The sequence below is a fragment of the Nostoc sp. genome, assembly GCF_036917655.1.
Lineage (GTDB): Bacteria > Cyanobacteriota > Cyanobacteriia > Cyanobacteriales > Nostocaceae > Nostoc.
The window spans coordinates 22,693-47,195 of record NZ_JBALCY010000017.1 but is presented as its reverse complement, the minus strand read 5'-3'; the positions used below and the strand labels follow the sequence as shown (position 1 = coordinate 47,195).

At 41.1% G+C, this 24,503-nt stretch carries 29 protein-coding genes and 1 pseudogene; 12 read left to right on the top strand and 18 right to left on the bottom strand.

The window, feature by feature from the left end:
• Positions 1–39: 39 nt before the first annotated feature.
• From V7K30_RS09450 to V7K30_RS09440, 3 genes are all read left to right on the top strand, one after another.
• Positions 40–366: a hypothetical protein gene (locus tag V7K30_RS09450; RefSeq protein WP_334998827.1), complete on the top strand. Its 327-nt coding sequence runs from the start codon at positions 40–42 to the stop codon at positions 364–366.
• Positions 367–459: 93 nt separating this feature from the next.
• Positions 460–774, top strand: coding sequence for a ribbon-helix-helix domain-containing protein (locus tag V7K30_RS09445; RefSeq protein ID WP_334998826.1), 315 nt, complete (start codon positions 460–462; stop codon positions 772–774).
• Between the two features lie 149 nt (positions 775–923).
• Positions 924–2,324: an AlbA family DNA-binding domain-containing protein gene (locus V7K30_RS09440; RefSeq protein WP_334998825.1), complete on the top strand. Its 1,401-nt coding sequence runs from the start codon at positions 924–926 to the stop codon at positions 2,322–2,324.
• An 8-nt stretch (positions 2,325–2,332) separates the two neighbouring features.
• On the opposite strand, the gene V7K30_RS09435 is transcribed toward V7K30_RS09440, so the two are convergent.
• Positions 2,333–3,253 (bottom strand): alpha/beta hydrolase, encoded by a 921-nt coding sequence (locus V7K30_RS09435; RefSeq protein WP_334998824.1) that lies wholly within the window; start codon positions 3,251–3,253, stop codon positions 2,333–2,335.
• 41 nt (positions 3,254–3,294) lie between these two features.
• On the opposite strand from V7K30_RS09435, the gene V7K30_RS09430 reads away from it, so the two are divergent.
• Complete coding sequence (locus tag V7K30_RS09430; protein WP_334998823.1) at positions 3,295–3,447, top strand: hypothetical protein; 153 nt, start codon at positions 3,295–3,297, stop codon at positions 3,445–3,447.
• A 79-nt stretch (positions 3,448–3,526) separates the two neighbouring features.
• Here V7K30_RS09430 and V7K30_RS09425 read toward each other — a convergent pair whose 3' ends face one another.
• Positions 3,527–3,964: a hypothetical protein gene (locus tag V7K30_RS09425; RefSeq protein WP_334998822.1), complete on the bottom strand. Its 438-nt coding sequence runs from the start codon at positions 3,962–3,964 to the stop codon at positions 3,527–3,529.
• Here V7K30_RS09425 and V7K30_RS09420 point away from each other — a divergent pair.
• A complete protein-coding gene (locus tag V7K30_RS09420) occupies positions 3,951–4,514 on the top strand; it encodes a Uma2 family endonuclease (protein WP_334998821.1) in 564 nt (187 codons plus the stop codon). The genes V7K30_RS09425 and V7K30_RS09420 overlap by 14 nt on opposite strands.
• Positions 4,515–4,888: 374 nt before the next feature.
• On the opposite strand, the gene V7K30_RS09415 is transcribed toward V7K30_RS09420, so the two are convergent.
• The 5 genes from V7K30_RS09415 to V7K30_RS09395 all read right to left on the bottom strand — a co-directional run bounded on the left by V7K30_RS09415 (position 4,889) and on the right by V7K30_RS09395 (position 7,112).
• Entirely contained in the window at positions 4,889–5,407 is a 519-nt protein-coding gene (locus V7K30_RS09415) for a siphovirus Gp157 family protein (protein ID WP_334998820.1), read from the bottom strand.
• A gap of 2 nt (positions 5,408–5,409) precedes the next feature.
• Complete coding sequence (locus V7K30_RS09410) at positions 5,410–5,664, bottom strand: hypothetical protein (protein WP_334998819.1); 255 nt, start codon at positions 5,662–5,664, stop codon at positions 5,410–5,412.
• Between the two features lie 82 nt (positions 5,665–5,746).
• Positions 5,747–6,193 carry an HNH endonuclease gene (locus V7K30_RS09405; RefSeq protein WP_334998818.1) on the bottom strand — a complete coding sequence of 149 codons (447 nt, stop codon included), beginning with the start codon at positions 6,191–6,193 and terminating at the stop codon, positions 5,747–5,749.
• A 2-nt stretch (positions 6,194–6,195) separates the two neighbouring features.
• Positions 6,196–6,426: a hypothetical protein gene (locus tag V7K30_RS09400; RefSeq protein ID WP_334998817.1), complete on the bottom strand. Its 231-nt coding sequence runs from the start codon at positions 6,424–6,426 to the stop codon at positions 6,196–6,198.
• Positions 6,427–6,947: 521 nt separating this feature from the next.
• Positions 6,948–7,112, bottom strand: a complete 165-nt coding sequence (locus V7K30_RS09395) for a hypothetical protein (protein WP_334998816.1) — start codon at positions 7,110–7,112, stop codon at positions 6,948–6,950.
• A gap of 167 nt (positions 7,113–7,279) precedes the next feature.
• Between V7K30_RS09395 and V7K30_RS09390 the strand changes: the two genes are divergently transcribed.
• Positions 7,280–7,897, top strand: a complete 618-nt coding sequence (locus V7K30_RS09390) for a hypothetical protein (protein WP_334998815.1) — start codon at positions 7,280–7,282, stop codon at positions 7,895–7,897.
• A 163-nt stretch (positions 7,898–8,060) separates the two neighbouring features.
• On the opposite strand, the gene V7K30_RS09385 is transcribed toward V7K30_RS09390, so the two are convergent.
• The 3 genes from V7K30_RS09385 to V7K30_RS09370 form a co-directional block, all read right to left on the bottom strand.
• On the bottom strand, positions 8,061–8,411 hold the full coding sequence (locus V7K30_RS09385) for a hypothetical protein (RefSeq protein WP_334998814.1): 351 nt from the start codon (positions 8,409–8,411) through the stop codon (positions 8,061–8,063).
• Between the two features lie 132 nt (positions 8,412–8,543).
• Positions 8,544–8,840, bottom strand: a complete 297-nt coding sequence (locus V7K30_RS09375; RefSeq protein ID WP_334998813.1) for a hypothetical protein — start codon at positions 8,838–8,840, stop codon at positions 8,544–8,546.
• A 299-nt stretch (positions 8,841–9,139) separates the two neighbouring features.
• Positions 9,140–10,792 (bottom strand): hypothetical protein, encoded by a 1,653-nt coding sequence (locus V7K30_RS09370; protein WP_334998812.1) that lies wholly within the window; start codon positions 10,790–10,792, stop codon positions 9,140–9,142.
• A gap of 87 nt (positions 10,793–10,879) precedes the next feature.
• Between V7K30_RS09370 and V7K30_RS09365 the strand changes: the two genes are divergently transcribed.
• Complete coding sequence (locus V7K30_RS09365) at positions 10,880–14,152, top strand: alpha-mannosidase (protein WP_334998811.1); 3,273 nt, start codon at positions 10,880–10,882, stop codon at positions 14,150–14,152.
• A 299-nt stretch (positions 14,153–14,451) separates the two neighbouring features.
• Here the strand turns inward: V7K30_RS09365 and psbN are convergent, their stop codons facing one another.
• Positions 14,452–14,583: a photosystem II reaction center protein PsbN gene (gene psbN, locus V7K30_RS09360; RefSeq protein ID WP_273765903.1), complete on the bottom strand. Its 132-nt coding sequence runs from the start codon at positions 14,581–14,583 to the stop codon at positions 14,452–14,454.
• An 85-nt stretch (positions 14,584–14,668) separates the two neighbouring features.
• On the opposite strand from psbN, the gene psbH reads away from it, so the two are divergent.
• The 3 genes from psbH to pth all read left to right on the top strand — a co-directional run bounded on the left by psbH (position 14,669) and on the right by pth (position 16,198).
• Positions 14,669–14,872 carry a photosystem II reaction center phosphoprotein PsbH gene (psbH, locus tag V7K30_RS09355; RefSeq protein WP_334998810.1) on the top strand — a complete coding sequence of 68 codons (204 nt, stop codon included), beginning with the start codon at positions 14,669–14,671 and terminating at the stop codon, positions 14,870–14,872.
• Positions 14,873–15,024: 152 nt separating this feature from the next.
• Positions 15,025–15,297, top strand: a complete 273-nt coding sequence (locus tag V7K30_RS09350) for a TatA/E family twin arginine-targeting protein translocase (protein WP_298917780.1) — start codon at positions 15,025–15,027, stop codon at positions 15,295–15,297.
• Positions 15,298–15,556: 259 nt separating this feature from the next.
• On the top strand, positions 15,557–16,198 hold the full coding sequence (pth, locus tag V7K30_RS09345) for an aminoacyl-tRNA hydrolase (protein WP_334998809.1): 642 nt from the start codon (positions 15,557–15,559) through the stop codon (positions 16,196–16,198).
• 486 nt (positions 16,199–16,684) lie between these two features.
• Here pth and V7K30_RS09340 read toward each other — a convergent pair whose 3' ends face one another.
• Entirely contained in the window at positions 16,685–17,029 is a 345-nt protein-coding gene (locus V7K30_RS09340; protein WP_334998808.1) for a hypothetical protein, read from the bottom strand.
• A 386-nt stretch (positions 17,030–17,415) separates the two neighbouring features.
• Between V7K30_RS09340 and V7K30_RS09335 the strand changes: the two genes are divergently transcribed.
• A complete protein-coding gene (locus V7K30_RS09335) occupies positions 17,416–18,258 on the top strand; it encodes an SPFH domain-containing protein (RefSeq protein WP_334998807.1) in 843 nt (280 codons plus the stop codon).
• Here V7K30_RS09335 and folP read toward each other — a convergent pair.
• Positions 18,255–19,115 (bottom strand): dihydropteroate synthase, encoded by an 861-nt coding sequence (folP, locus tag V7K30_RS09330; RefSeq protein ID WP_334998806.1) that lies wholly within the window; start codon positions 19,113–19,115, stop codon positions 18,255–18,257. The two genes, V7K30_RS09335 and folP, sit on opposite strands and share 4 nt — an antisense overlap.
• Positions 19,116–19,167: 52 nt before the next feature.
• Complete coding sequence (tpiA, locus tag V7K30_RS09325) at positions 19,168–19,899, bottom strand: triose-phosphate isomerase (protein ID WP_334998805.1); 732 nt, start codon at positions 19,897–19,899, stop codon at positions 19,168–19,170.
• A 308-nt stretch (positions 19,900–20,207) separates the two neighbouring features.
• On the opposite strand from tpiA, the gene V7K30_RS09320 reads away from it, so the two are divergent.
• Positions 20,208–21,689 carry a GTP-binding protein gene (locus V7K30_RS09320; RefSeq protein WP_334998804.1) on the top strand — a complete coding sequence of 494 codons (1,482 nt, stop codon included), beginning with the start codon at positions 20,208–20,210 and terminating at the stop codon, positions 21,687–21,689.
• Between the two features lie 217 nt (positions 21,690–21,906).
• Here the strand turns inward: V7K30_RS09320 and V7K30_RS09315 are convergent.
• From V7K30_RS09315 to V7K30_RS09300, 4 genes and pseudogenes are all read right to left on the bottom strand, one after another.
• Positions 21,907–22,089, bottom strand: a pseudogene (locus V7K30_RS09315) (DUF4351 domain-containing protein); the annotation flags it as partial.
• 60 nt (positions 22,090–22,149) lie between these two features.
• A complete protein-coding gene (locus V7K30_RS09310) occupies positions 22,150–23,181 on the bottom strand; it encodes an HNH endonuclease (protein ID WP_334998803.1) in 1,032 nt (343 codons plus the stop codon).
• 360 nt (positions 23,182–23,541) lie between these two features.
• A complete protein-coding gene (locus tag V7K30_RS09305) occupies positions 23,542–24,129 on the bottom strand; it encodes a hypothetical protein (RefSeq protein ID WP_334998802.1) in 588 nt (195 codons plus the stop codon).
• Between the two features lie 39 nt (positions 24,130–24,168).
• Positions 24,169–24,336, bottom strand: coding sequence for a hypothetical protein (locus tag V7K30_RS09300; RefSeq protein WP_334998801.1), 168 nt, complete (start codon positions 24,334–24,336; stop codon positions 24,169–24,171).
• Between the last annotated feature and the right edge of the window lie 167 nt (positions 24,337–24,503).

The following is a 24,503-nucleotide window of genomic DNA, read 5'->3' as shown; positions in this document are numbered from 1 at the left end:
TGGTGCTAATGAAACCTACATTACTTGTAACCTCAGCCTATGAAGTTTTTTGTGCCAGCAGCCAAGGATGATATCAAAGCAGAGCAGGTATATAATGCTCTTGCTCAGTCTCTCAAAGCACCAATAACCGAAAAGCGTATTTGGAAGTTACAGTGGCGCGATCGCGAAATTGATATGGAATGCGAGGTAGGTAAACCTTTACCATCCTTTTATCAAACGGGGAAAGAGCTAGTCCTAGCAATCTTTGAATGCGAAAACCTTTATAAGATTTGTACTCTCAGCCGTGGAGGAGTAAAGGGAGAACCTATCTTGGTTGGAAAAAACTTTCAATCCTCAGTAACGTATTTTTCTAATGTAAATAACTGACTCTGCTTAATATGCGATCGCCTGTTTGATAGAAATAGATGCGATCGCTCTGGTAACGTAGTAGATAAAATCGCCCACCAGATATCTCAAGGTATGACTAACATTCAGATTTCCTTACCTGAGTCGATGAAAGTCTTTGTCGAGGAACAAGTAGCTAAAGGCGGTTATAGTTCAGCCAGTGAATATCTTCAAGAGCTAATCTTTCAAGACCAACAGCGCAAAGGTCAAGAAGAAAAACGCGCTCAGTTGATGGCGAAGCTTCAGACACAGAGTCAACTAAACGATAGAGAGTTTGAAGTAGTTGCAGATAAGTTAGCTGACGAATTTGCGCTATGTGTTGGGTCAAATTTACCAGTGCTGTCAGATTATGCTGTGACTCGTGAGAGTATTTATGAGGATTATCCTTAGCAGTGGTATACCTGATAGACACTAACATTTTATTGCGTTTTGTAGATCGACTTTCGTAATAAATTTTATAGTACAAAAATACTTAAATAGATAAAGGTGCGTTACTCTGGTGCTAATGTACCTTGGTTGATAGGAAATTAAAGCTAAAAATGGGAAGTATCTATAATCAAGATTTCTTTAATAATTTAGTTTTGAATCCATCTGAAAGTTTATCTGTAGAAATTAAAAGATGGATAGATCCTGAATCTAAAGAGGGTATGGCGAAGATAGCCAAGGCTTGCATTGCCCTCAGAAATAATGATGGAGGTATATTTTTGATTGGTTTCAACAATGATGGTTCTCCTGATATTCAGGGAGCGCATCAAAATCCAAGAGAAAGTTTTCATCATGATGTTATTCAGTCTATTGCCAGTAAATTTTGCAGTCAATCTTTTGAAGTAAAAATTCACTACCTTAAAAAAGATTGTCAAGAGTATCCAGCATTAGAGATTCCTTCTGGATTTATAACACCTGTAGCAGCAAAGGCTGGCTTAAAGGATGAACAAGGTAAGGATCTAATTAAAGCTCATACTGTTTACGTGCGAAGTCTGAATTCAAATAATACTGTTAGCAGTTCAGAACCTCGCTGTAATGACTGGGAACGCATCATCAATTTATGCTTTGAGAATCGTGAAGCAGATATTGGTCGTTTTTTACGCCGCCATCTTGGTAGTGTCACGCCTTCTCTGCTTCGTGAATTTGCCTCCACAATTGCACAAGGAGTACAACAAGAGGAATCAAATGAAGATATACTGCGAGGTTATCTTCAAGAAAGTGAAGAAAGATTTAATTCCGTAATTAGAGAACGTAGTATTACTTTACCGGAGCATGGTACTTGGCAGGTAGCATTAATAATTATTGGAGAAGTACCTCTACACTCTGCAAATGAGCAATTCTTTAATCTCTTGAGTTTTAGCAATCCTAACTATACTGGTTGGCCTGTGTGGCTAGATAGTCGAGGTTTCGTTGACCAAAACCGACCTTATGTTTATAACGGAGCTTGGGAAGCGCTTGTTGTTAGTCTGGATTCAGGTTTGAGCAGGGACATTGACTTCATGCGGTTCGATCTAAAGGGTAAATTCTATTTGAGGCGAGCATTAGAAGATGATATGTCAGTCAAAAATTACGCACCCACACCCATGACAGTTCTTGATTTTGCTTTACCTGTAATTAGAACAGCTGAAGCTATAGCAGTTGGTATTGAGTTTGCAAAGGCAATGGGTTGTGAGCCAGAAAAAACGCAATTAGCTTTTGCATTTAAATGGACTGGCTTGCGGGGACGTAGACTTAGTTCTTGGGCAAATGAAGAGCGTTCTATTTATTCACAAGGTTCAGCATATCAAGATGAAGTTTTGGCGTTCGTTAATCTCCCGCTTGAAACACCTCGCTCGGCGTTAGCACAGTACGTTAATCAGGCTGTTAGCCCTTTGTTTACGATTTTTAATGGATATCAACTGAGTATAGATGCGATCGAAGATTTAACTCGACGGTTGATAGAAAGAAGGTTGTAGTCAGAATACTAAGAATTAGGAAACTCTAACTCACCACTTCCCCGTCCTAACTGCACCACCTCAGGTGGTAGGTGTTGCTCCAACCAATCCTCCAAATCAGTCATTACCTCGCGATAATTGAGGTCACTCTGAATTTCGTGATAGGCTCCCGGATACTCAATTCTCAATTTATCTGTGCAGTTTATCCGTTGATAAAAGATGTCGCTTCCCGCAGGTAAAGCAACTCGGTCTGCGCTACCGTGAAGAATCAATAATGGTAATTGCCAATCGGCTGCGTGAGCATTAATCCAATCAACTGTTGCAAAGAATTCTGTAGCCAGACGGGCAGTACCACGGGTATGTCGCAGCGTATCCTGAGCATAGGCGGCTAAAACCTGCTCATCTCGTGAAGCAGCACTGATGTCAATGCCTGTATTCAGGGTAAAACGCGGCCACACCCGTGAGAGCATTTTTCCTAAAAGTACGCGAATCGGTGAAACCCCAACTTTCCCCAAGGTTGGCGCAAGAGCGATCGCACCCTGCAATACTGATGCTTGTTGGGGATAGCGCAGAATGTAATCTAAGACAATCACCGCGCCTAAACTATGACCCAAGAGAAAAACTGGGCATCCTGGCTGCTGAGTCTGAATTAACTCTAAAAAAGCTCCCAAGTCTTCGCGAAACTCACTCCAAGCGTTGATGTAGCCTTGCTGACCTGGTGAGCGTCCATGACCACGCAAGTCTAAGCTGTAGACAGCATATTGTTTGGGTATCAAATGCTGAATTACATTATTGTAGCGATCGCTGTGTCCTCCAAGTCCATGCACAATGGCTAATATTGCCCGTACTTTACCCTCTGGATGCCAGCTTTGGTAATACAGGTCTAGTCCTCCAACACCCTGAAATCTGCCTTCTCTACGAGACACTACGCGATCGCTGTGGTCAATCATAAGGTTAATTTTTTAGATATTTTCCCAGCAAGCTACTAATAATGTCAACATCTATTCTAGTAAAAATAGCTTCTAGCTATGGAGTAATTACAGTCAGTAAATCGCAAAGTTTTTTCCAAGAGAATGAACGCCAAGATTTTGTAAACAGAGATACATTTTTTGCTGAACTATGTGAAACCGGAGGTGATGATTAATTAGGTTTACTTATAGCAAGGCATATTTTTGTGCTAACCCGATGGAATATAAATACTTTCAACAACTCGATATTTGCGTTCAACAACTTGACGGAGAAATGCTAACATTTGTTTGTATCTCATCGTCGTCTAACTCATGAGAGTCGATTTCATCTTCGGCGTAGCTATTTTCATCACTTACGGGTTCTAAAAGTTGCAAGAAGTTAGCTTTACCTGCACGCAAGCGTTCCCTGTCAAATAGCAATCCTAAAGCTTGGAATTGTTCTTCAGCAGTGGTTTTTCTCTGTGGTTCTGAAATGTAAGATTTTAAGGTTTCAGATGTAACAGTGAGATTGGCTTTGACAATGGCCTGTTCTGGTGTTAGCCATTTTGTAGTCATAGCTTTTTTGGCCTTGTTAACTGGTGTGCAAGCAGTTGTGGCGGTAGCCAGAAGCAAAAACTGTTTTTGAGAGTAGGGTACTGCTAGACTAAAACATATCCCCTTTGCTTTACTCGACTGAGCCATGTCTACGGTCATTACCCAATCTTTGACCTTGGAGGAGTTTCTCAAGCTACCAGAAACCAAGCCTGCAAGCGTTTATATTAATGGTGAAATTATCACCAAGCCAATGCCAAAAGGGAAGCATAGCCGATTACAGTTAAGGCTGTGCAACAGTATCAATGATGTTGCCGAAAGCCTGCATATTGCTTATGCCTTTCCAGAACTGCGCTGTAGTTTTGGTATCCGCTCAATAGTACCTGATGTAGCGGTTTTCAACTGGTCGCGTATTCCCTTTGCTGCTGATGGCGAAGCACCCAACGATTTTCTACTTTCTCCAGACTGGACAATTGAAATTCTTTCTCCCGAACAAAGTTCAAATCGAGTCACAGGCAATATTCTCTATTGCTTAGATCATGGTTGCCAATTAGGTTGGTTGATAGACCCAGAAGATCGTTCCATTTTGGTCTTCCGTCCAAATCAACAACCAGAACTTTTGCAGGGTAATGAGCGTTTGCCAGTGTTAGCCGGGATAAACTTGGAGTTAACTGTTGCGACTGTGTTTGATTGGCTAAAAATGAACAGTTAGAGAAACAGCTAAAACAAGTTCTCCAAAAATTTTTGATAACGTAAAAACAGGAGTTTCAGCCATCGTGAATCAGGAATATTCACCATTGGTTTAAGAGCGTAGATGCTTATAAGGCTTGTCGCCAAACATCGCTTGCTTCTGAGCTTGGGGTATCGCCTTAAATACTAACTAATAGGTTGTTTTGCTCCCTCTCTATATTTACCTGAAATGTCCGCTGTCTTGACTTATAAAAAATTTTTTGGTTGACGTATAAGTAGCAGCCAACAAAACAGTAAGATTCCTGCTGTTGGCTGAGAAATTAGTTAAAACTATTGTTAAGTTAAAAGTGAGTCTTTGAAGTCGTGAATTGCCGTTGCTGTCAAAGCATAAATAACTCAGCGCTTACGCTGGATGTGAGTGCCATCTACAGGAATACCTTTCTTCCAAGCAGCAATAATAGCTTTCTTGTCTGCTGAATAAACAGTTTTTTCTCTGCGGTATTTTGGAGACAATTGTTCTGCATCTATCAGCACCTCACAACTTGGCGGATTTTCTTGAATTGTGATGCAAAGTGCATTACCAATCATTTGCTCAGGTAGAATTCCGGCGGCGGTTTGTTCTAAAATAGTTTCATCTAATTTTTGTCGCCAGCGTTCTAGTCTTAACAGTGCTGATTGATGTACAGCTTTTAGATGTTCTAGTCGTTGCTTAATAGCCACTATTTCAGCATCCAGTTGCAATGCTAATTCTGCTTGGATATCAACAACTTCTTCCTGAACTTCCTGAGTTTCCCAAATAGCGGTGATGATCTCAGCTTCTTCTTCAGGAGTCTGGCAATTGGTTAGTTGTTCCCAGAGATGAGCAGCAGTTTGGGAAAGTCCAGCTAAAGATTGTTGAGCGAGTGCTAAATTCATGATTACCACTCCTCACAAGCTTGGTAATATTCATATTCAGCTTCAATCTGTTCTAAGATAGCTATAGTGCCTGAATCTAAATTAGTATTGAAAGATAAATTGGAAGCAATTTCTTGTTTAGGTTGAAGATTTTGATGAGCAGCACTAGTTGAGTCAAGTGAAGTTGTCAGTGTTTGCATAAATGTTGCTTGCTTAACGCCAGAAACAGTGGCGCGATAGCGCGTCTGGAGAGCAACCGCAGCGACTTTATCTGTCAATGGCTAGGATTCCAAACTGTCATACAAATCCTCTAAAAAGTTTAATTTATTAGTGTTTATTAAGATGGATATTCTTTTATTATTATTGACGTAGATCATCAATAGGTGGATGCCAACCTGCTGTTAACCAAAGTTGACGGGAATTTAGAATAAACCCATCATCATGATCTTGATCATTAAAATCAAAGCGACTGCAAGTTGCACGACCTATAGGAGTTGTTCCAATGATATTTAACCCATTTTTTGTCCAGATAAAATGCTCTGACCAATTTTGATTTCTCGGATTAAATAATGGAACTTCTATTTGTGTTTCTGGATCAATCCCAGTTGTAAAATTATACCGCCTTTGATTACAACGATGACAAGCTAAAGCCAAATTATTGAGATCGTCTGATCCTCTTAAAGATTGAGGAATAATGTGATCAATGGTAAAGGGTGTTGCATTTGAGCGTTCTGGAGAGTGACAATATTCACACAAGTATTTTGCCCTTTTACGGACGTTTAAGCGAACAAAATTGTTGATAACCACAATTAAGAAGCAAGTTTAGCGTTGATAAAACTGAAGATTTTTTCTAATTCTAATAACCCAGCTAATTCTGCTTGTTCATCTGGATTGAGTAAGCTTTCTTTATTTTTTTTTAATAGTTCCTCTAAACGTATTTGTAATTCTTCAGTAAAAGAAAAAGGACGAAACTGATCAGAAAGATTAAGTTTTATTCCATTTGGTAGCCAAGATGAAGGCTGTTTCATTAATTCTTTCATGGGTATCTCCATTAATAGAGGATTTTGATCGTTAGGTTGATTGGGGTTAGATGCTGGAATATTCGGCAATTTAGTAAGGAAGGTTCATTGATTTTTGTCGTAAAGGTATAAATTTAAACAGTGTTTGAATATGAAATTGATTAATTGTTACTTGAACAGGATTAATCAAACTTTTCACGGACTCTCATGCTTCTTTAGCTAAATTATAAAGCTTGTTAAAATGAACACGCACCATTGTCTCTAAAACTGTTACTAAACCATCACTCACTTGTACTAAAGTATAACAAATAACTTCAATAATATTGGTGTAATAGTGCAGATCATATAGGTATATTACTGTCAGTTATTGGATACTAATCATTCCTACAAGATAGACATCAAAAGATAATTTTGTATGACCGAAAACGAAAGGTAAACAAACCACTAAATTTATGGATAACATAAAAAATGTATTTTAAGAGGCAGATTGTGAGAAATACTACGTCAGTATTACAAGCCCCATTATTGATTTATGGGTATTATTAATGCGAGAAGTTTGAATTTTCAATTCGGAGCGCAGCGACATGACCTTTTGCTTGTTCATCAGGCATATATTCTGGTCTACCAATAATCCAAGTACCACTAAAGAGTTTGGTTTGCTGAATGAGAAGAGTGTTGATTTCCTTAACCGTACCAAAATCAATCAAACCCAGCTTACCATATTGCTGACGGCGGATGAGATTAGCGGGTTTTAGGTGACGATGAATGATATTATTATGTACTTGGTCAGTGCCTTAAATATTTTTTTTGATTACACTTAAGGTTGATACTTGCGAATAAAAAGTGTTAAACGCGATCAGCCCGATAACTACTAATGTCTACTAGCTACTATCCGGTTATCCTTTATCCACCACTAGCAAGACGGTTTAATGCTTATCAAGGACGGGAGCATTTGAAAGCTTCGTTTCAAGGATGCGTTCAATTACCAAGTGTAAATGGTACGGCCAAGCAAGGTGTCAGTGAAAAGCAATTTTTTCGCCATTTACTGTGTACGTTTCTAGAGAATCTTATCTGTCAAGCGGTGGAATTTGAAATTCCTGGTTCGTCTCGACGTTACTCGGCTGATTTTATCCTTTACCATCAATCTTCTGGGTTAGCTCTCGATATTGAGATTGATGAACCTTATGCTGGAGATACAGGTAAACCTCACCACTGCATTGATGTTGATGACGATAAAATCCGTAACCGTTTTTTGTTAGAGCGCAATTGGGGTGTAGTGAGATTTGCAGAAGTTCAGGTGGTACATCATCCTTGGAGTTGTTGTAAGACGATCGCTCAAATCATCGCTCGGTTGACTGGAGATGATAGTGTATTCATATTATTGCAAACATTGGCTGATGTTCCTTTGCAGAAACAGTGGACAAAGCGTGAGGCTAGGCTGATGGCTAAGAACAATTATCGTCAGTCTTATTTACCAAAAATGGCAAAGTAAAACTAGAGATAGTACTTTCAATACTCATCTTTAATAGTCATATAGTCTCCCCAGAATAGGGATACCGTGTACACACAAGTATTTTAGAGTTGTCCCACACCGTTTTAATCCTGTACAAAGATATGTGTACACGGTAGATTATGGGTAAATAATTAGGAGGGTATTACATCGATTTTGTCAACCTCGCATTAACTAATCTTTTTGGTTTTCTTACACATTGTTTTTTTGATTTGCAGTGTGACTTCCATTTACGAATGCTCATGACAATTGAGCCAAAGTCCCGACTGGCAAAGGCTGTTGTTTTATTTGCACTGTGCCAAATTGTATCTGCCTCAGTTGATTCAAGTGTAGGTGTACAGCGATCGCAATATCGGTCAAATAGTTGGCGTGGTTCGGGATGATAAGCGATTCGGTGTCTAGTGAGTAAATTAGATGTACCCAGTAGATTACGAGCTAATTTGTAGCCAGAATTGTTTCTGTTTCCCTCAGATTCGCCATAAGTTAGTAAGAGCATCCCGAACCTAGAGGCAACTCTGGGCTGCGTCGCTTTGTGATGCGATGCTGGCTCTGTTGCAAACTGACTATCAAGAACCAACAGGATTAAAGCTGTTACGTTATTTTCTCAATCACATGTTGTGGTGAGAGATTATTGCCCTAAAAAGTTTGTAACTTTGAAATTTGATGTTCCCTCCCAACAGTGGTTCAAAAATGCGTTTACCTGAGCATCTGCTGAATCAGCCGATTCCCTAGAAGCGTTAAATTGCACTGCTGTCACAATGTACTCAAAGATAATTACAAACTGCTTTTGGGGTGAAATTCTTTCGACTACAATTGTTTCACCTATTTTAGGTATTTGAGGCACATTCACCACAAATGTCTCAATTTTCGGTTTATCTAGTGGATTTTTGAAATTGAAGTATTTACAGTAAACAATAATTTTCACTTAGATAACCACCAATAACATTATAGATAATCAAAATTATCCTTGAATTGAAAAATTGTAAATATAATAGGTTCTTAAAAAATATCTACCAACTTATACTAATTCTCCAAAATCAGGCTACAGATGTAAAGTTGTAAACCAAAATAAGATTTGGCGAATTACGTTAGCGTAGCGATAGCGAGTCTTCTGCCTACAGCCCTTCTCCTAAAGGTGACGCTAGCCCCTCCCTTTGGGAGAAGGGGAGACGCCAAAGGCGGTAGCGAGTCCGCGAGCGTCACGAGCGTCATTACGAATTAGTATTATTTCCCCTGCCACATCTGCCGTAACGACTGAAAAATCTTTACAAATCTCTCTTCTAGCCAGAGCATAACATAATCAACCCATTCCAGAAGTTGCTCTAAGGGGTGCTTCTCATAGCCTGTTGAAGTTGCTTTGGTTTCTATCCAGTCTGGCTGTGCCTCAACTTTACTGCTTTGATGAAATTGCTGTTGCAAAATTTCCCCTTTACGACTCTTGCTTTTAGTTTGGGAAATGTGGGCTTGCGTTTGTTTTGCAGAGGCAATTTTTCCAGATGTTTTTTGACTTGAGGCAAGATTACTAGTTGGTTGTTTTCTTAGCACCAAACCAGATCCGATTTTAGGTTGTTTTACAGTTAAATTCTTTTGTGGAAAATGTCCTACTGATAAACTTGCGGCTAAAGCAGGATTTTTTCTTTGAGAAAGTGTAACTGTGTTTTCAGTAACGGTTTCGGTGTCCCCAAATAAATCATTCCATCTTAGCCAAGGATCATCTGTTAAATCCTGGTTCTCCAACTGACTGCTTTTAGACAAGGCCTTTCTAAAGCGTGATGTTAATATTTTACCTGGCAATCTCTCATCACTAGTTGTTGATTCAAGTGTTTTTCTAGTACCAACACCAAAAAAGTAATTAAGCGCCGCCTCAATCAAAGCCTGAACATTTAGTGTATGAGTCTCCAAATCATCAGCATTGGGTGCAATTTCTCCCCTACCAGCTAATTGCTCTTTACCATAAAGAAATATGTTTAACTGAGTTTGGGCAACTTGGACAATTTCCTGGCTACGTTCTTGCACAGGTACTAAAGCATTTGACTCTAATTTAGCAACGGCTATATCTAAAAATGCTAATAATCTATCTGTATTGAGTAACTCTTTTGGTATCCCCTCAGCTAAAACTGGAATATTGGCTGTATTTCCGTCAGTGAGTTTTGCTAATAAACGGTCAATTTGTGGTAGTAACTCCGTTTCTTTCTTAGCTTCTATCAACCGCCAATACTGCCAGTAATTAGCAACTTCGTTAATAATTCGATCTTCTAATTTTGCCTGCTGTTGGGGTGTCAAAATATCTAGAATTTCATTATCGGCAGTAACAAGTACTAAATTCCGATTCATCAAATTTGTGGCAATTCCCCGTACTACTGGAAGATGCTGCTTGAGAGCATTCTCGAACTGTGAAGGGTTGAGACTTCCAGCTTCATTCTCTGTAATATTTAATAATTGAGTAAGATTAGCGTTATTTGTCGAGTTATTATCAACGAATTTCAGCCGAAAAACTCCCAAGAAAGCCAAGGGATTGAAAAGTTCAACTGTTTTTGCAAGAGGAGAGGCGGGTTCATCATCTGACAGATAATGGACAGTTTCTAGTACATGTTGAATAGGGCTATCAACATTTGGCAGAGTTTCGGGCTGGAAATCGGTATCATTTGGTTGTAACTTTAGTCTAGTTTGTGGTTCTTTGGTCTGTAGCGTTTTCCCAGATGATTCAGATGACTGAAACAGTAGATACACTGGGTAAAGTAGTACCTCCACACCCCACTTAGTGGCAACTTGCAAATGCCGAAAGGTGTGTTCCCACTGTTGTGTCACCCGCCGAGATTGCTGGTGGACAAAGTTAAATAGTCTGCTTTGATAACGACCAGAGGAACCAGAAGACATAGTAGTAATTTTTTAGTTCAAGTCTTGTTAAGTTGTGAGACTCCCGCCAAACAATAAAAACAACCAACACCTCATTTTAGCGAATATATGACCCCGACTGTCTCTCAATCCCAGACCAAATTCATCTCACAAGCAATTGAGCAACTGCGCTCTTTTTGTCAAGTTAATCTTCAGTCTAGCTGGCTATACCAGGAATCTGACCTGATTATTACAGATGTTGTAACTGCTGATTTGTCTCATTGGCAACCTGTCCAGTTGAATGCTAAAGAACATATCGCTTGGACAGGCGGGAAAAAAGTGCTATGGCTAGTGCAAAGATTGGTGGTTCCCCAAGATTTACAGGGCTATCCTTTAGCTGGGTTATCTTTGCGGTTGGCGCTGGTTTGGTGGGCAGATTCTGCTGAGATTTATGTGAATGGGGAGTTAGTGCTGGAGGGTGATTTATTTGATTCTTCGCCTAGAGTGCTTCTGGGTCAGGGGGTGACGCCAGGGGAAGAGTTTATTGTGGCTTTGCGGTTAGTGAGTCCGGGACATTGTGATGGTGCTTTAGTGCGATCGCTCCTAGTTTATGAATCTACTATTGATAATAATCCCGATCCGGGTTTTGTGGCTGATGAGTTAGCTGTGGTGCAACTTTATTTGGAAAGGTTTGCACCGGAGAAGCTGGATGTTTTGGCGGCGATGGTGGGGGAGGTTACGAACCGCAGAGGCGTAGAGGACACGGAGGAAGAGAAGGGAGAGTTGGTAAAGTCGTTTTTATCTCTACGCCAAAACCTAATTCAATCCGACATCTTAGCCCCCCAATTGATCGGGGGTTGGGGGGATCAAAAATCTAAAATTTTCCTGTTGGGTCATGCTCATTTAGATTTAGCATGGTTATGGCCTGTGAGTGAAACTTGGAATGCGGCGCAAAAAACTTTTGAGTCGGTTCTGAAGTTGCAAGAAGATTTTCCTGAGTTAATTTTCTGTCATTCGACTCCCGCACTTTATGCTTGGATTGAGGAACATCGCCCGGATTTGTTTAGGGCGATTCAAGCACAGGTGGCCGCTGGACGTTGGGAAGTTGTTGGCGGAATGTGGGTGGAACCAGAACTCAACTTAATTGCTGGTGAATCAATAGTCCGTCAGCTATTGTATGGTCAGCGCTACATCCAGGAAAAATTTGGCCAGCTTTCAACTATAGTTTGGGTTCCAGATTCTTTTGGTTTCTGTGCAACTTTACCGCAGTTTTTCGCTAATGCCGGAATTGAGTATTTTGTCACGCAGAAATTGCGGTGGAATGATACTACTAAATTTGATTATGGGGCTTTTTGGTGGCGATCGCCTGACGGTAGTGAAGTCTTTAGTTTGATGTCTGCACCTATCGGTGAAAGCATTGACCCAGTTAAAATGGCATCTTCGGCTCTTGAATGGCAATCGCAAACTGGTTTATCAGAATCTCTCTGGCTTCCCGGTGTCGGCGACCACGGCGGCGGCCCCACCCGTGATATGTTAGAAACCGCCCAACGCTGGCAAAAGTCACCTTTCTTCCCAGACTTAGAATTCACCACGGCTGAAAAGTATTTACAGCAAATCGTAGAGACGCGATTCATCGCGTCTGTCAGTAGTTATGATTCTCCCCCATCCTCCCCTGCTTCCCCTTCATTCCCTACTTGGGATGATGAACTATACCTAGAATTCCATCGCGGTTGCTACACTACCCACGCAGATCAAAAACGCTGGAATCGTCGTTGTGAAAATTTATTGTATGAAGCTGAACTATTTGCTACCTTGGCAACTGTAAGCTGTGGTGTGACATATCCCAAAGCAGAAATTGAAGCAGCTTGGAAGCTGGTGTTATTTCAACAGTTTCATGATCTTTTACCTGGTTCTTCAATTACCCAAGTTTACACGGATGCGTTGCCCCAGTGGCAGCAAGTGGAACAAGTGGGAACGAAGATATTACAGTCATCACTTTTAGCGATCGCATCTCACATTACCCTATCAGAACCACCAAAACCCGATAGTTTGCCTATTTTCGTTTTCAATTCTCTCAATTGGCAACGCTCTGAGGTTGTCTCTGTAGCCTTACCGACACCAGAGGAATGGCAGATTTACGATGCTTCTGGAAAGCAGCTTGTCTCCCAATTATCTGAACCATCAACGCTACTATTTCTCGCCACCGAAATTCCACCCGTTGGCTACCGCATATTTTGGCTTTCCCCCTCATCTCCCTCATTTCCCTCATCCCCCTCACTCCTTCCAGACTTGATTTTAGAAAATGAATTTTTGCGAGTTGTTATAGATCCTGATACTGGAGATTTATCAAGTGTTTTTGACAAAACTTATCAACGAGAAGTTTTGAGTGCGGCGGGGAATCAACTGCAAGCTTTTAAAGACAGTGGTCAATATTGGGATGCTTGGAATATAGACCCCAATTATGCCCAACATCCCTTACCCTCAACAAATCTTCAATCTCTTCAGTGGTTAGAACAAGGCCCAGTGCAAAGTCGTGTGCGCGTGGTGCGTCAGTTGGGTGAATCGGAATTTTGCCAAGACTATATTCTGCAAGCTGGTTCACCTCTGCTGAAGATAGCTACTACTGTTAATTGGCAAGAAAATCATGTATTGGTGAAAGCTGCTTTTCCTCTGAATATCGAAGCAGATTTTGCTACCTATGAAATTCCCTGTGGCGCGATTCGCCGCCCTACTAAACCAAAAACCCCCGCAGAACAAGCAAAATGGGAAGTCCCCGCTTTGCGTTGGGCTGATTTAACAGCAGAAGATACACAGAGAAATACCGCAATCCAAAATTGTTATGGTGTCAGCTTGCTGAATGATTGTAAATACGGTTACGACAGCAAACCAAATCAACTCCGCCTGACACTACTACGCAGTTCTAATTGGCCAGACTCACAGGCTGACCGAGGTTTTCACGAGTTTACATATACCTTGTATCCTCATGCTGATAGCTGGGAATCAGCCCATACAGTACGGCGTGGCTATGAATTGAATATCCCATTACAAGTGATATTGAATCCACTCAGGACTCAGCACGGGCTAAACGCCCCGCTAACACAACTCAGCACTATTAAAGGGGTGAGTTTCCTAGATTTATCAGCTGAAAATTTAATCTTGATGGCGTTGAAGCCATCTGAAGATGACTCACAGCAGTTAATTCTGCGGTGTTATGAATGTCACGGAGAAACAGCCGAGTTATCTTTGCAAAGTGATTTAGGGTTGAATATAGGAGATACAGTAGATTTGTTAGAGCGTTCCTCTACTACTGAATTCTCATCTGGGCAACAAATCTTGACGATACAGCCTTGGAAAATCGCCAGTTTCAAGGTAAGATCAGCAATTAATTCCACGCTTGAATGAGTCACTACTACTGCTTGTCTACGAGACACTACGCGATCGCATAATTCGTAATTAGCGTCACGTAAGGGTTTTAGACATTTAAAACGGTAGTAAACTGACGCCAAATTTTACTAGTAAAGTTTGGCGTCAGTTTGCCTACCTTTAACAAAGGGCTTAAGCCCCTTGTCTGAAGCTGGATTTTTGCCAAGCTTTACTAGCATTGACTTTTAACTCTTAACTCTTAACTCCTAACTCCTAACTCCTAACTCCTAACTCTTAACTCCTAACTCCTAACTCCTAACTCCTAACTCCTAACTCTTTTAATCTTCGTGGTCATCAAACGGATCGTTCAATTGCTTGCTAGGAGGGCCAAAGGAGGTATAAATCGACAGTCCAGTGATGACAACCACCACGGCAGCCACAGAAATGCTAAGAACTATTGCGGGTTCCATAATTGAGGGATAGATGATGAGTGCTATTCTTATAGAATATTACAGAAGATTAAAAAAAGCTTTGGCAAGTAATATTAGGTGAACTATGGCACAAAGGACTTGGTTGGGAGATATCCTGAAACCCCTGAACTCTGAGTATGGAAAAGTGGCTCCAGGTTGGGGTACTACGCCTGTGATGGCTGTTTTTATTTTGCTATTTTTCGTGTTTCTACTGATTATTCTGCAACTTTACAATAAATCACTGTTGGTTCAGGATGTACTAGTCGATTGGCGGAGTTTAGGACGCTAACGGATACACAGCTATCAACGTTTGGATAACAAGTTAAGTTACACCCGGTTCTTCCGGGTTTTTTTGTGAATGGTCAGTGCATACTAACTATTGAGTAGACTACATAATATGTGAGTTTCTGTAGTAGTTCCATAATTTACAGGAGACAAAAAATGAATATATTTGGTATCGGTCTGCCGGAAATGGCTGTAATTATGGTGGTGGCGCTGTTAATCTTTGGCCCAAAGAAGCTGCCAGAGATTGGTCGCAGCGTGGGCAAAACAATTCGTAGTTTTCAAGAAGCCTCCAAGGATTTTCAAAACGAGTTTCAAAAAGAAGCAGAACAGTTAGAAGAAGCTGTAAAGACTACTGCTGAATTAGAACCTAAGCAAATCCATCCTGCTAAATCTGAGCAAGATACCGCTAGTTCTTCCCAACCTAGTTAGGAGAGTGCACTATACCAATTTTGGATTTTGGACTTCGGCTCCTTTCGGCTTCTCTACGAGACGCTGCGCGAACGCTCAAGGCAAGTCGCTCAGTCGAACGATTTTGGATTTTAGATTGTTTTGCAGTTCAAAGCAACGTCTCTGGTGGACGGAACAAATCAAAATCGTCAATCTAAAATCACCAAGCCCTATACCCTTGCGGTCTCTTTCAATCCAAAATTGCAAATCTAAAATCTAAAATTGATTGACTGTAGGCAAAATGACAGAAGCTGTTACACAACCAGCTTTGGTGATTCCCCAGCTAATTGTCGGGTTGGGGAATCCAGAAAGCAAGTACGACCAAACACGCCATAATATCGGCTTTGCTGCTGTGGAAACTCTCTCCCGTTCTTGGCGCATTCCCTTAGCAGAAAACCGCAAGTTTCAGGGTGAGTATGGCGAGGGTATGGCCCCAGGTGGAGGTAAGATTCGCTTGCTAAAGCCATTAACTTATATGAATCGCTCAGGACAAGCAATACAAGCGGTGACAAGTTGGTATAAATTGCCGCCTGAGTCAGTGCTGGTGATTTATGACGATATGGATTTGCCCTTGGGAAAAACTCGTTTGCGCTTATCTGGTTCGGCTGGGGGACATAACGGTATGAAAAGTGCGATCGCACATCTTAATACCCAAAACTTTCCCCGTTTGCGAATCGGTATTGGTAAACCCAAAGATGCAGCTAATAATGATGATTCCGATGCTATCTCCCATGTACTAGGGCGATTTTCCGCTGCCGAAAATCAGCAGATGTCTCTTGTACTTCAGTTCGTGGTTGAGTGTATTGAACGAAGCCTTAAGCAGGGAGTAGAAAAGGCGATGAATCTTTGTAATAGCCGCACCATTAATAATTCTGAGTCTTAGGGTTGGATGAATACTACCTTATCAGCTAGAAGGAAGGAAGCTAACCGATGTTTAAAGGCGTTAATTTTGGTTGATGGGTAGCGATTTTAGCTTGCTCTATCCAACCAAGATAAAGCCCAATACGCTTGGTTTAAGGATAATTGTAGGTTGGGTTGAGGGACGAAACCCAACCTACAATTATCCTTGGTTTTGTTGGGTTTCACTTTGTTCAACCCAACCTACATTTTTTCTTTCATCAGAGTCATAAAAGAGCGCTAATTACGGGTGCGGCATAATTTGCTTACAGCTATTTTCAGGTAAATAGACCACGCAGTAAGGGCACAGTATTGCTGTGTCCCTACGACAGACGTGGTTCAAATACTTGAATTCTGCTGTAATTTTTGTAAAAAGAATAGCGATGTCTACGACGGGCTATTCGGTGTCGCGCTGTTGCCTGTTTTAGATCATAACCTCAAACAACGCCAATACCAAACCAAATAGATTTATTTAAAAGCTGATTCTGCCCTCATTTAATAATTTATATCCAGATGCTAATGCTGCAAAAGCAATTATGAAATCCCATAAGCTAGTTGGCTTTAAAATAACTCCACCACTTAAGAAAACTAGCACTATGCCAATGCCTAGAAAAATCCATCCCAAGTTACCAGTTTCTCTACGAAAGAAGACTAATGCAAATACACCTATCATAGTTGCGATAACGGAAGCTGTAGCAGGTAATTTACGGTAAAAATATGAATAGTAACCGCTAACAAATATGATGTTTTGACCAAAAAAGTATAAGCCTATCAAAAGTAGGATTAAACCTATAAGTTTGATTAACAACCTGCCCATAATATTTTTACATTTTTAATGGCTGAAGCCAATTTAAATCCGATTATAGTGGAGTTTGGAAAATTATCATAACTTTTACATCAATTTAGATTATATTAAGTAAATATACTGAATAAGACTCCTGGCTGTCTGAAGAGATCAGTAAAAGTAATGTTGATTACATAAAGTAGTCCTTGCCAGCGTTTTATCAAGGTGCTTTAATAGCGATCGCATTCCGCAAAACGGTCTTACTTACAGAATATGTACAAGACTCGCAGCGACTGGACATCAGACATCGCTGCTGGTGTTCATAAAATTACAGACTCAAAACATTAAACTCAAAGATATGACAAGCTAGTAGCATATCCTTGACACTAAATTCTCCCAAAAGCTGAATAGGAGTATACATGGAGCCAATTATTGCTATAGTTTTAGCCCTTATAGGTTATGCCTTAGGTTCTGCAAAACTGATTAATCAAGGTAATGAAGCCCTAGTCGAACGCCTGGGGCGATATCATCGGAAACTTAAGCCAGGGCTGAACTTTATTGTTCCCTTGATAGATCAGGTTGTGATGGAAGATACTACACGAGAGCAGTTTTTAGACATCAAACCTCAGAATGTGATCACCCAAGATAATATTTACGTGGAAGTGGACGCTATTGTTTACTGGCGCATTAGAGATATTGAGAAAAGCTTTTATGCGATTGAGGATCTGCAAGGAGCATTGACACAGGTAACTACAACCACGCTCCGGGAAATCATTGCCCAAAACACCCTAGAGCAGACTAATGTCTCCAGATCGGAGATGGACGTAGCTCTTTTAGACCAGTTGAATAATATAACGACAGATTGGGGAGTTGATATTCTCCGGTTAGACCTTCAGAGTATTACACTACCTGAGAGTGTACGAAAGTCGAGGGAAGAGGAGCAAGCCGCTGTAATCAAAAAACGGGCGCTGATTACCGAAGCAGAAGGGGAAAAGGAAGCTGCCATTAAAAAAGCAGAAGGAACTATGGCTTCAGTGCAAATCATTTCTCAAGCTCTACGTTCCAATCCAGATAGTAGGGACATTCTGCGGTATCTTGTAGCTCAAGATTACGTAGATGCCAGCCAAAAACTTGGTGAGAGCAATAATGCTAAAATTGTCTTTGTAGACCCAGCCAACTCAACTGAAATGTTTCAGGAGTTGATTGCCGAATCAGCAATTACAGAAGGTCACAGCAAAAAATCCGAAAACGGCAATACTTAAGAATCAAACTGCGTTGCTTGTCTTAATATTGCATCGGCTACTAATGAAACATCGCGCATTTCTTGAACATCGTGAACTCGGAGGATATCAGCGCCATTAAAAATAGCAGCACAACAAGCTGCTGCCGTTCCCCAAACTCGTGCTTTGGGATCTGGTTGATTTAAAATCCGACCAATGAAACTTTTACGGGATGCTCCTACCAAGATAGGACAGTTGAGTGTTGTTAGCGATCGCAAGCGGCGAAAAATTTCTAAATTTTGCTCATAGTTCTTAGCAAAGCCAATACCAGGATCAATAATAATTTTATCCAGGTCAATGCCCGCAGTAGTTGCTATCCCAATTTGCCGAGCCAAAAAACTATAAATCTCTTTGAGCAAATCTTGATAATCAGTCTGTTGTTGCATTGTCTGTGGTGTTCCCCGGATGTGCATTAAAATAATCGGCACACTTAACTCTGCCACTGTTGGCAACATTTCTGAGTCAAAAGTGCCGCCAGAAATATCGTTAATAATATCCGCTCCAGCTTCTACAGATGCCCTGGCTACAGCAGCACGGGTAGTATCTACAGAAATCGGGACTGAAATTTCTGGTCTTAGCACCTGTAACACTGATAGTACCCGGTCAAGTTCCTCCGCCAGAGTTATTTGCTTTGCCCCTGGTCGAGTTGATTGACCGCCCACATCGATCATGTCAACACCAGCAGCTACCAGTGCTTGCGCCTGTACTAAAGCGGCAGAGGTAGTGTTAAACTCACCCCCATCACTAAAGCTATCAGGCGTCACATTCAAAATGCCCATCAAATAAGTCCGCTGTCCCCACTCGAAACAGCGTCCTCGAATTATCAAGTTGCTTGGCATAAATCTACATTAGGCATTCCCATGCAGAGCATGGGAACGAGAAGAAGGCACATCACACTGACTGAAAATTCACAATCTGAGCGAAACTCTCAGGTTCTAGACTTGCTCCTCCCACTAAAACACCATCAATTTCTGGTTGAGCCATGATCTCATCAATATTATTTGGCTTGACTGAGCCACCGTATTGAATTGATACATTCGGATTACTCAACTTACTCCGAATTAAGCCAATTATCCGATTCGCCTCCGTTACTTCACAAGTGTCACCAGTACCAATCGCCCAAATTGGTTCGTAGGCAATCACCAAATTTTCCTGATCAATATCTACCAAACCTTTGTCGAGTTGGAGAGTAATCACTGATTCAGTTTCTCCTGCATCTCGTTGTTGTTTAGTTTCGCCAACACAGAGAATTGGGGTCAAACCAAACCTTTGAGCAGCTCGGAGGCGCAGATTAACGGTTGCGTCAGTTTCGCCAAAGTATTGCCTTCGTTCACTATGACCGACAATTACAAAGCGCACACCAATTTCTGTCAGCATTGGGCCAGAAATCTCGCCTGTATAGGCTGCATATTCTTCCCAATGGACATTTTGTGCCCCCAGGTGGATGAGGCTACCGTGCAAACTCTGGGACAAAAGGCTTAAATCAGTGAAAGGAGGGCACAATATCACTTCTCGCCCTTCGGGGGTTTCCTCTAAGTGGGGCAGAAATCCTCGTAAAAAGTCTTGGGTTTCTGCCTGGGTTTTGAACATTTTCCAGTTACCGGCAATAACGATTTTCCGCACAGGTAATTTAGTCAAGATCCTAACGCTACTAGATGCATTTTTCAGTTTATGACTTTTTGTTAGCCATTAGTCCACTAATTAGGAGTTGGGAGTTGGGAGTTAGGAGTTGGGAGTTGGGAGTTAGGAGTTAGGAGTTGGGAGTTAGGAGTTAGGAGTTAGGAGTTAGGAGTTAGGAGTTAGGAGTTGGGAGTTAGGAATTTTGAATTCTTGCTTCCTCTACTCCCCCATCTCGCTAAACCTCTGTTAAAAATAACTAGGATAAGAGACAGGGCTAATTTAAAATCCCAAATTTCAAATCTCAAATTGATATGACTTCGACATTGCCCTTGCCTGAACCTCATCAAAGCGATTCCGCTAACACTGACGCAAATTCTCTCAGCTGGGAGGAAGAACTGGATAGTGCTATTTTCAGTTTTGAAGACATTCAGACGGAACTGAATTATAAACAAGCACAAACGGCGCTGCGAAACTTGGTAGCCAATCTCGACCTAACTCCCCAAGAAAAAACCGGATTGGAGGCGGAAATTGCTGATTTGGAAACCATGCTGGGGAAGTTAGACCACATGGTGGTGCAGATTGCGGCTTTTGGCATGGTGGGACGTGGTAAGTCTTCGCTACTCAATGCTTTGGTTGGACAAACAGTATTTGAAACTGGGCCGCTGCACGGTGTCACCCGTGCTGCACAAACAGTTAATTGGAGTATTAGTGAGGAAGCAATTGGGGAAACCGAACTGGCTCTGCGAGTCACCCTCCCTGGTGTAGGTCAATCGCGGGTGGAATTAATTGATACTCCTGGGTTAGACGAAGTAGATGGTGCAACCCGGGCCGCTTTAGCTGAACAGATTGCAAAACTTGCGGATTTGATTCTGTTTGTGATATCTGGCGACATGACAAAGCTAGAATACATGGCCCTTTCTCAGTTGCGAGAAGCAGGTAAACCGATCATCTTGGTGTTTAACAAAGTAGACCAGTATCCAGAAGCAGACCGGATGGCAATTTATCACAAAATCCGGGATGAAAGGGTGCGGGAATTACTCACACCTTTAGAAATTGTCATGGCTGCGGCATCGCCATTGGTGAAGACGGCGATTCGTCGCCCTGATGGTACTAGGGGTATACAGTTGCGTATAGGTAATGCCCAAGTCGAGGAACTGAAGCTGAAAATCTTGGAGATTCTGCATCGTGAGGGCAAAGCTTTGGTTGCTCTTAATACCATGCTTTATGCAGATATTGTAAATGAGCAATTGATAGAGCGAAAACTGATGATTCGGGAACAGAATGCCAATCAGTTGATTTGGAAGGCTGTGATGACTAAGGCATTAGCGATCGCACTTAATCCTATAACTGTGGTAGATATTCTGAGTAGTGTGGTTATTGATATTGCTCTGATTTTGGGTTTATCTAAACTCTATGGCTTCTCCATGACTGAAGCCGGGGCTGTACAATTGCTACAAAAAATCGCCCTGAGTATGGGCGGTATCGGTGCGAGTGAACTATTGGCAAATTTGGGCTTGAGTGGATTAAAAACTTTACTTGGTATCTCTGCAACAGCTACGGCTGGCATTGCGCTAGGCCCTTATATATCGGTGGCAATCACCCAAGCGGGGGTAGCTGGTGTTTCTTCTTACGGTATTGGACAAGTTACCAAAGTTTATTTAGCCAATGGCGCGACTTGGGGGCCTGATGGGCCGAAAGCTGTAATTAATCGGATTTTGGCAAACCTGGATGAAACTTCAATTCTCAACCGCATTAAAGATGAATTGCTCTACAAGGTAAAACTCAGAAAGTGATGCATAAATGTGGAGTTAATCCGCTTCGGTTAGCCATGTTCATCCCTAGAAGATCCCTCCAATCCACGCCACTTGCTTCTCCTGTTCAGAGACGCTGCGGGTAAGCTTGCTTTAACTAATTCGTAATTACCTTAGCGTAGCGCGAAGGAGTCCGCGTACTCCTACGCAGAAGCAAGCTACGCGCGGCGTCTCGTAGAGAGCGTCATTACGAATTATTTTAACTGCTTGTATTTTGCTCAAGCCAAGCGACTAAATCAGATACATTTGAAAAATCTAAAAATTCTTCTCCTAATTGTTCCAATTGTTCAGTAGATAAGACGCGAATTCTCTCAACTATTAATGAATCAATTTCTCCAAATCGCCGATTTAACTGACGATTTAAGAAGCGAAAAGCTTCTTTGCTACGATTTTACACAAAACTGTATTAAGTGCGATCGCTCCCATTAATCAAAATACTATTTCAGAGCGCAGACCCATCAAATGCAGTCTTATAAGCATCAGCAGCTTCTATCCCAAAACCTCCAGCTTGGACATGACGAACTAGCGATTGAATGATGGGTATAGCAATACTAATACCAAATAAAGAATTGAAGCCTGCGACAACCACTGGTGCCGACAAAATGACTGTAAATTCTGGAAATAAAGCTAACACAGCCACTAAGACTAAAAAAACAATTGGTGTAGCAATACCTGCTGCCTTTGCTGCTTCAAAAATTAGATTTTTATACTCTTCAACAGTAATCTCGCCTCGATAAAGATCCAAAGAGTAGGAAATCGCTGTTACTACAACTTGGGTGAGAATAGCTGTTCCTGTTGCAGTAATGCCAAGTCTAGCGATTGTTCCAGAATTGCTGACAATAGAATCTACCGCATTATAAACCCGAATATAAAACTGCTCGCCAACGGTCATTACTTTGGCACCTCGACGGAGATTGTCAACACCTACTTCCCAAAGGATATTATCAGCAGCATTCGATCCTCCTTGGGAACGGGGATTGATGTGGCTACCGTGCTTATCCCTAAGAAATTGACGAATTGTATATTCTTTGCCTCCAAGCTTTGATGTGCCAGGAATTTTCTCAAAAAGCTTCATGACATCTGCATCAGAGCGAGGTAAGTCTCCCACCCGAACACCAGCACGATATCTCAGCCTCTTTGCAATCTTTGGCATCTCTAGGGCTAATTCGGCAGCTGTCTTTGGTAAATTTTGCAGAGCATCAGCCATAACCATACTAGATGTGGCAACTCCAACAGCAGTTTGTTCAAATGTTTTACTAACATTTTGAACAGTTTGAAAACCTGACTGTGCTGCTATGGTTGACAAACTTTGTAAATCATTAACTGCATGGACACTTGAAGTAGTCATCTCGGCAGTAGCGTTCTTGATTCCATCAACTACCTCATCCATCCCGTTTACGACATTGTTGGCTACTTCTTGAGCTTTATCTCTAACCGTATCTGCCAATTTCTGTGCTTGGTTGATAAAATCCATGTTTTAGTAACCTTTTATTTCTGCTGTGGAGTGTTTGCTCCAGTTTCTCTTTCTAAAAGGGAGAACCACCTCAGCATTAATGATGAATTTACTTCCAAAATTGTTAAAGAGATAGTAATCAATTTATATTGGTTGTGTATATTACTTTAAAAAACTGAACTATCCGACTATAGCAATCCTACTAAATCAGTTGTGACATTGGCTAGCAGACGGCAGCATCAGTTAGTCTGACCCCATCGCAGAGGCAACGGGAGCGATCGCATCAAGAAAAAGATTCACTCGATAAAGTCTATGCAGTCCAAGCCAGAAAGTTGCAAAAATACTAACAGCAATGGTAATACCAAGTACTAAAAAACAGTCTCATGGTTTGAGGTTTAACGATTTAATAAAAGATGCTCCATTCGTTTTTAGTTCTTCAGATGATGGGGTTATTATTACAGCCTCAACAGCATAATTATTTTTCATACAAAGCAGACTTCTCTGATATAATAATTTATTCTTGATATTTAATCCTTTTTTCTTAATTTCTTCTTGCAAGTAAGTACTAGGTTTGCCCATTAAAGTAAAGTCTTGACAGTTATATCCACTTTGATTAACGGAAGACTGAGATACTTGTTTCCCCTGAATAAAATTTGTTTTATTAGCAGTTTTAATTAGAAGCTGTAAAACTTTTGGAATTCTCTGCGTGGCTATTTGTTTCGGAAAAGTTGAATGGGTCACTGAATATATAGATTCACTCTTAAGAGTTGTCCAATTCCGCTTATTAATGCCTTTTGCTGGAGAATTAACTTCTTCTAAAATAGTCCCTGGCATTAAGATACTAAAATTTCCTTCTTTGGATGTTAAAAGTTTTTCTTGGGATGATGCAGGTGTGCAAGCCGATAAAACAAATATCCCGAAACAATTAATTATCCAAAAACGTTTAATAATGTTGATAAGTAAATCCATAAGTGTTATTATATAATAATTGTTATTTAGAATGTCAAGCTATTCTCTCAACTGATGCACACGTTGCCACTCCTGTTGTGTAATCTTGTAATTTGTAGGGTTTGGCTGACGAATTACAGCCAATGTCTTCAACAAAGAGTGTTGTTTTAAGTTTGCCCATAATAGTGGTTTTTCTAACACGAAAGCTGCCAAATCGAATCTTGACACAAGATTTCCCACCAACACGGCACTCATCACTTAAATAACCAACATCAGCAAGGCTTTCGGTAATTTTGGGAGAATCGATTGTTGTTGCGATGGGCTACGCTCCGCCTTGTTGTGATCAAACTAAGGGATTTCTCACTTACGCTACTAAAAAAGGTGACTCGGAAAAT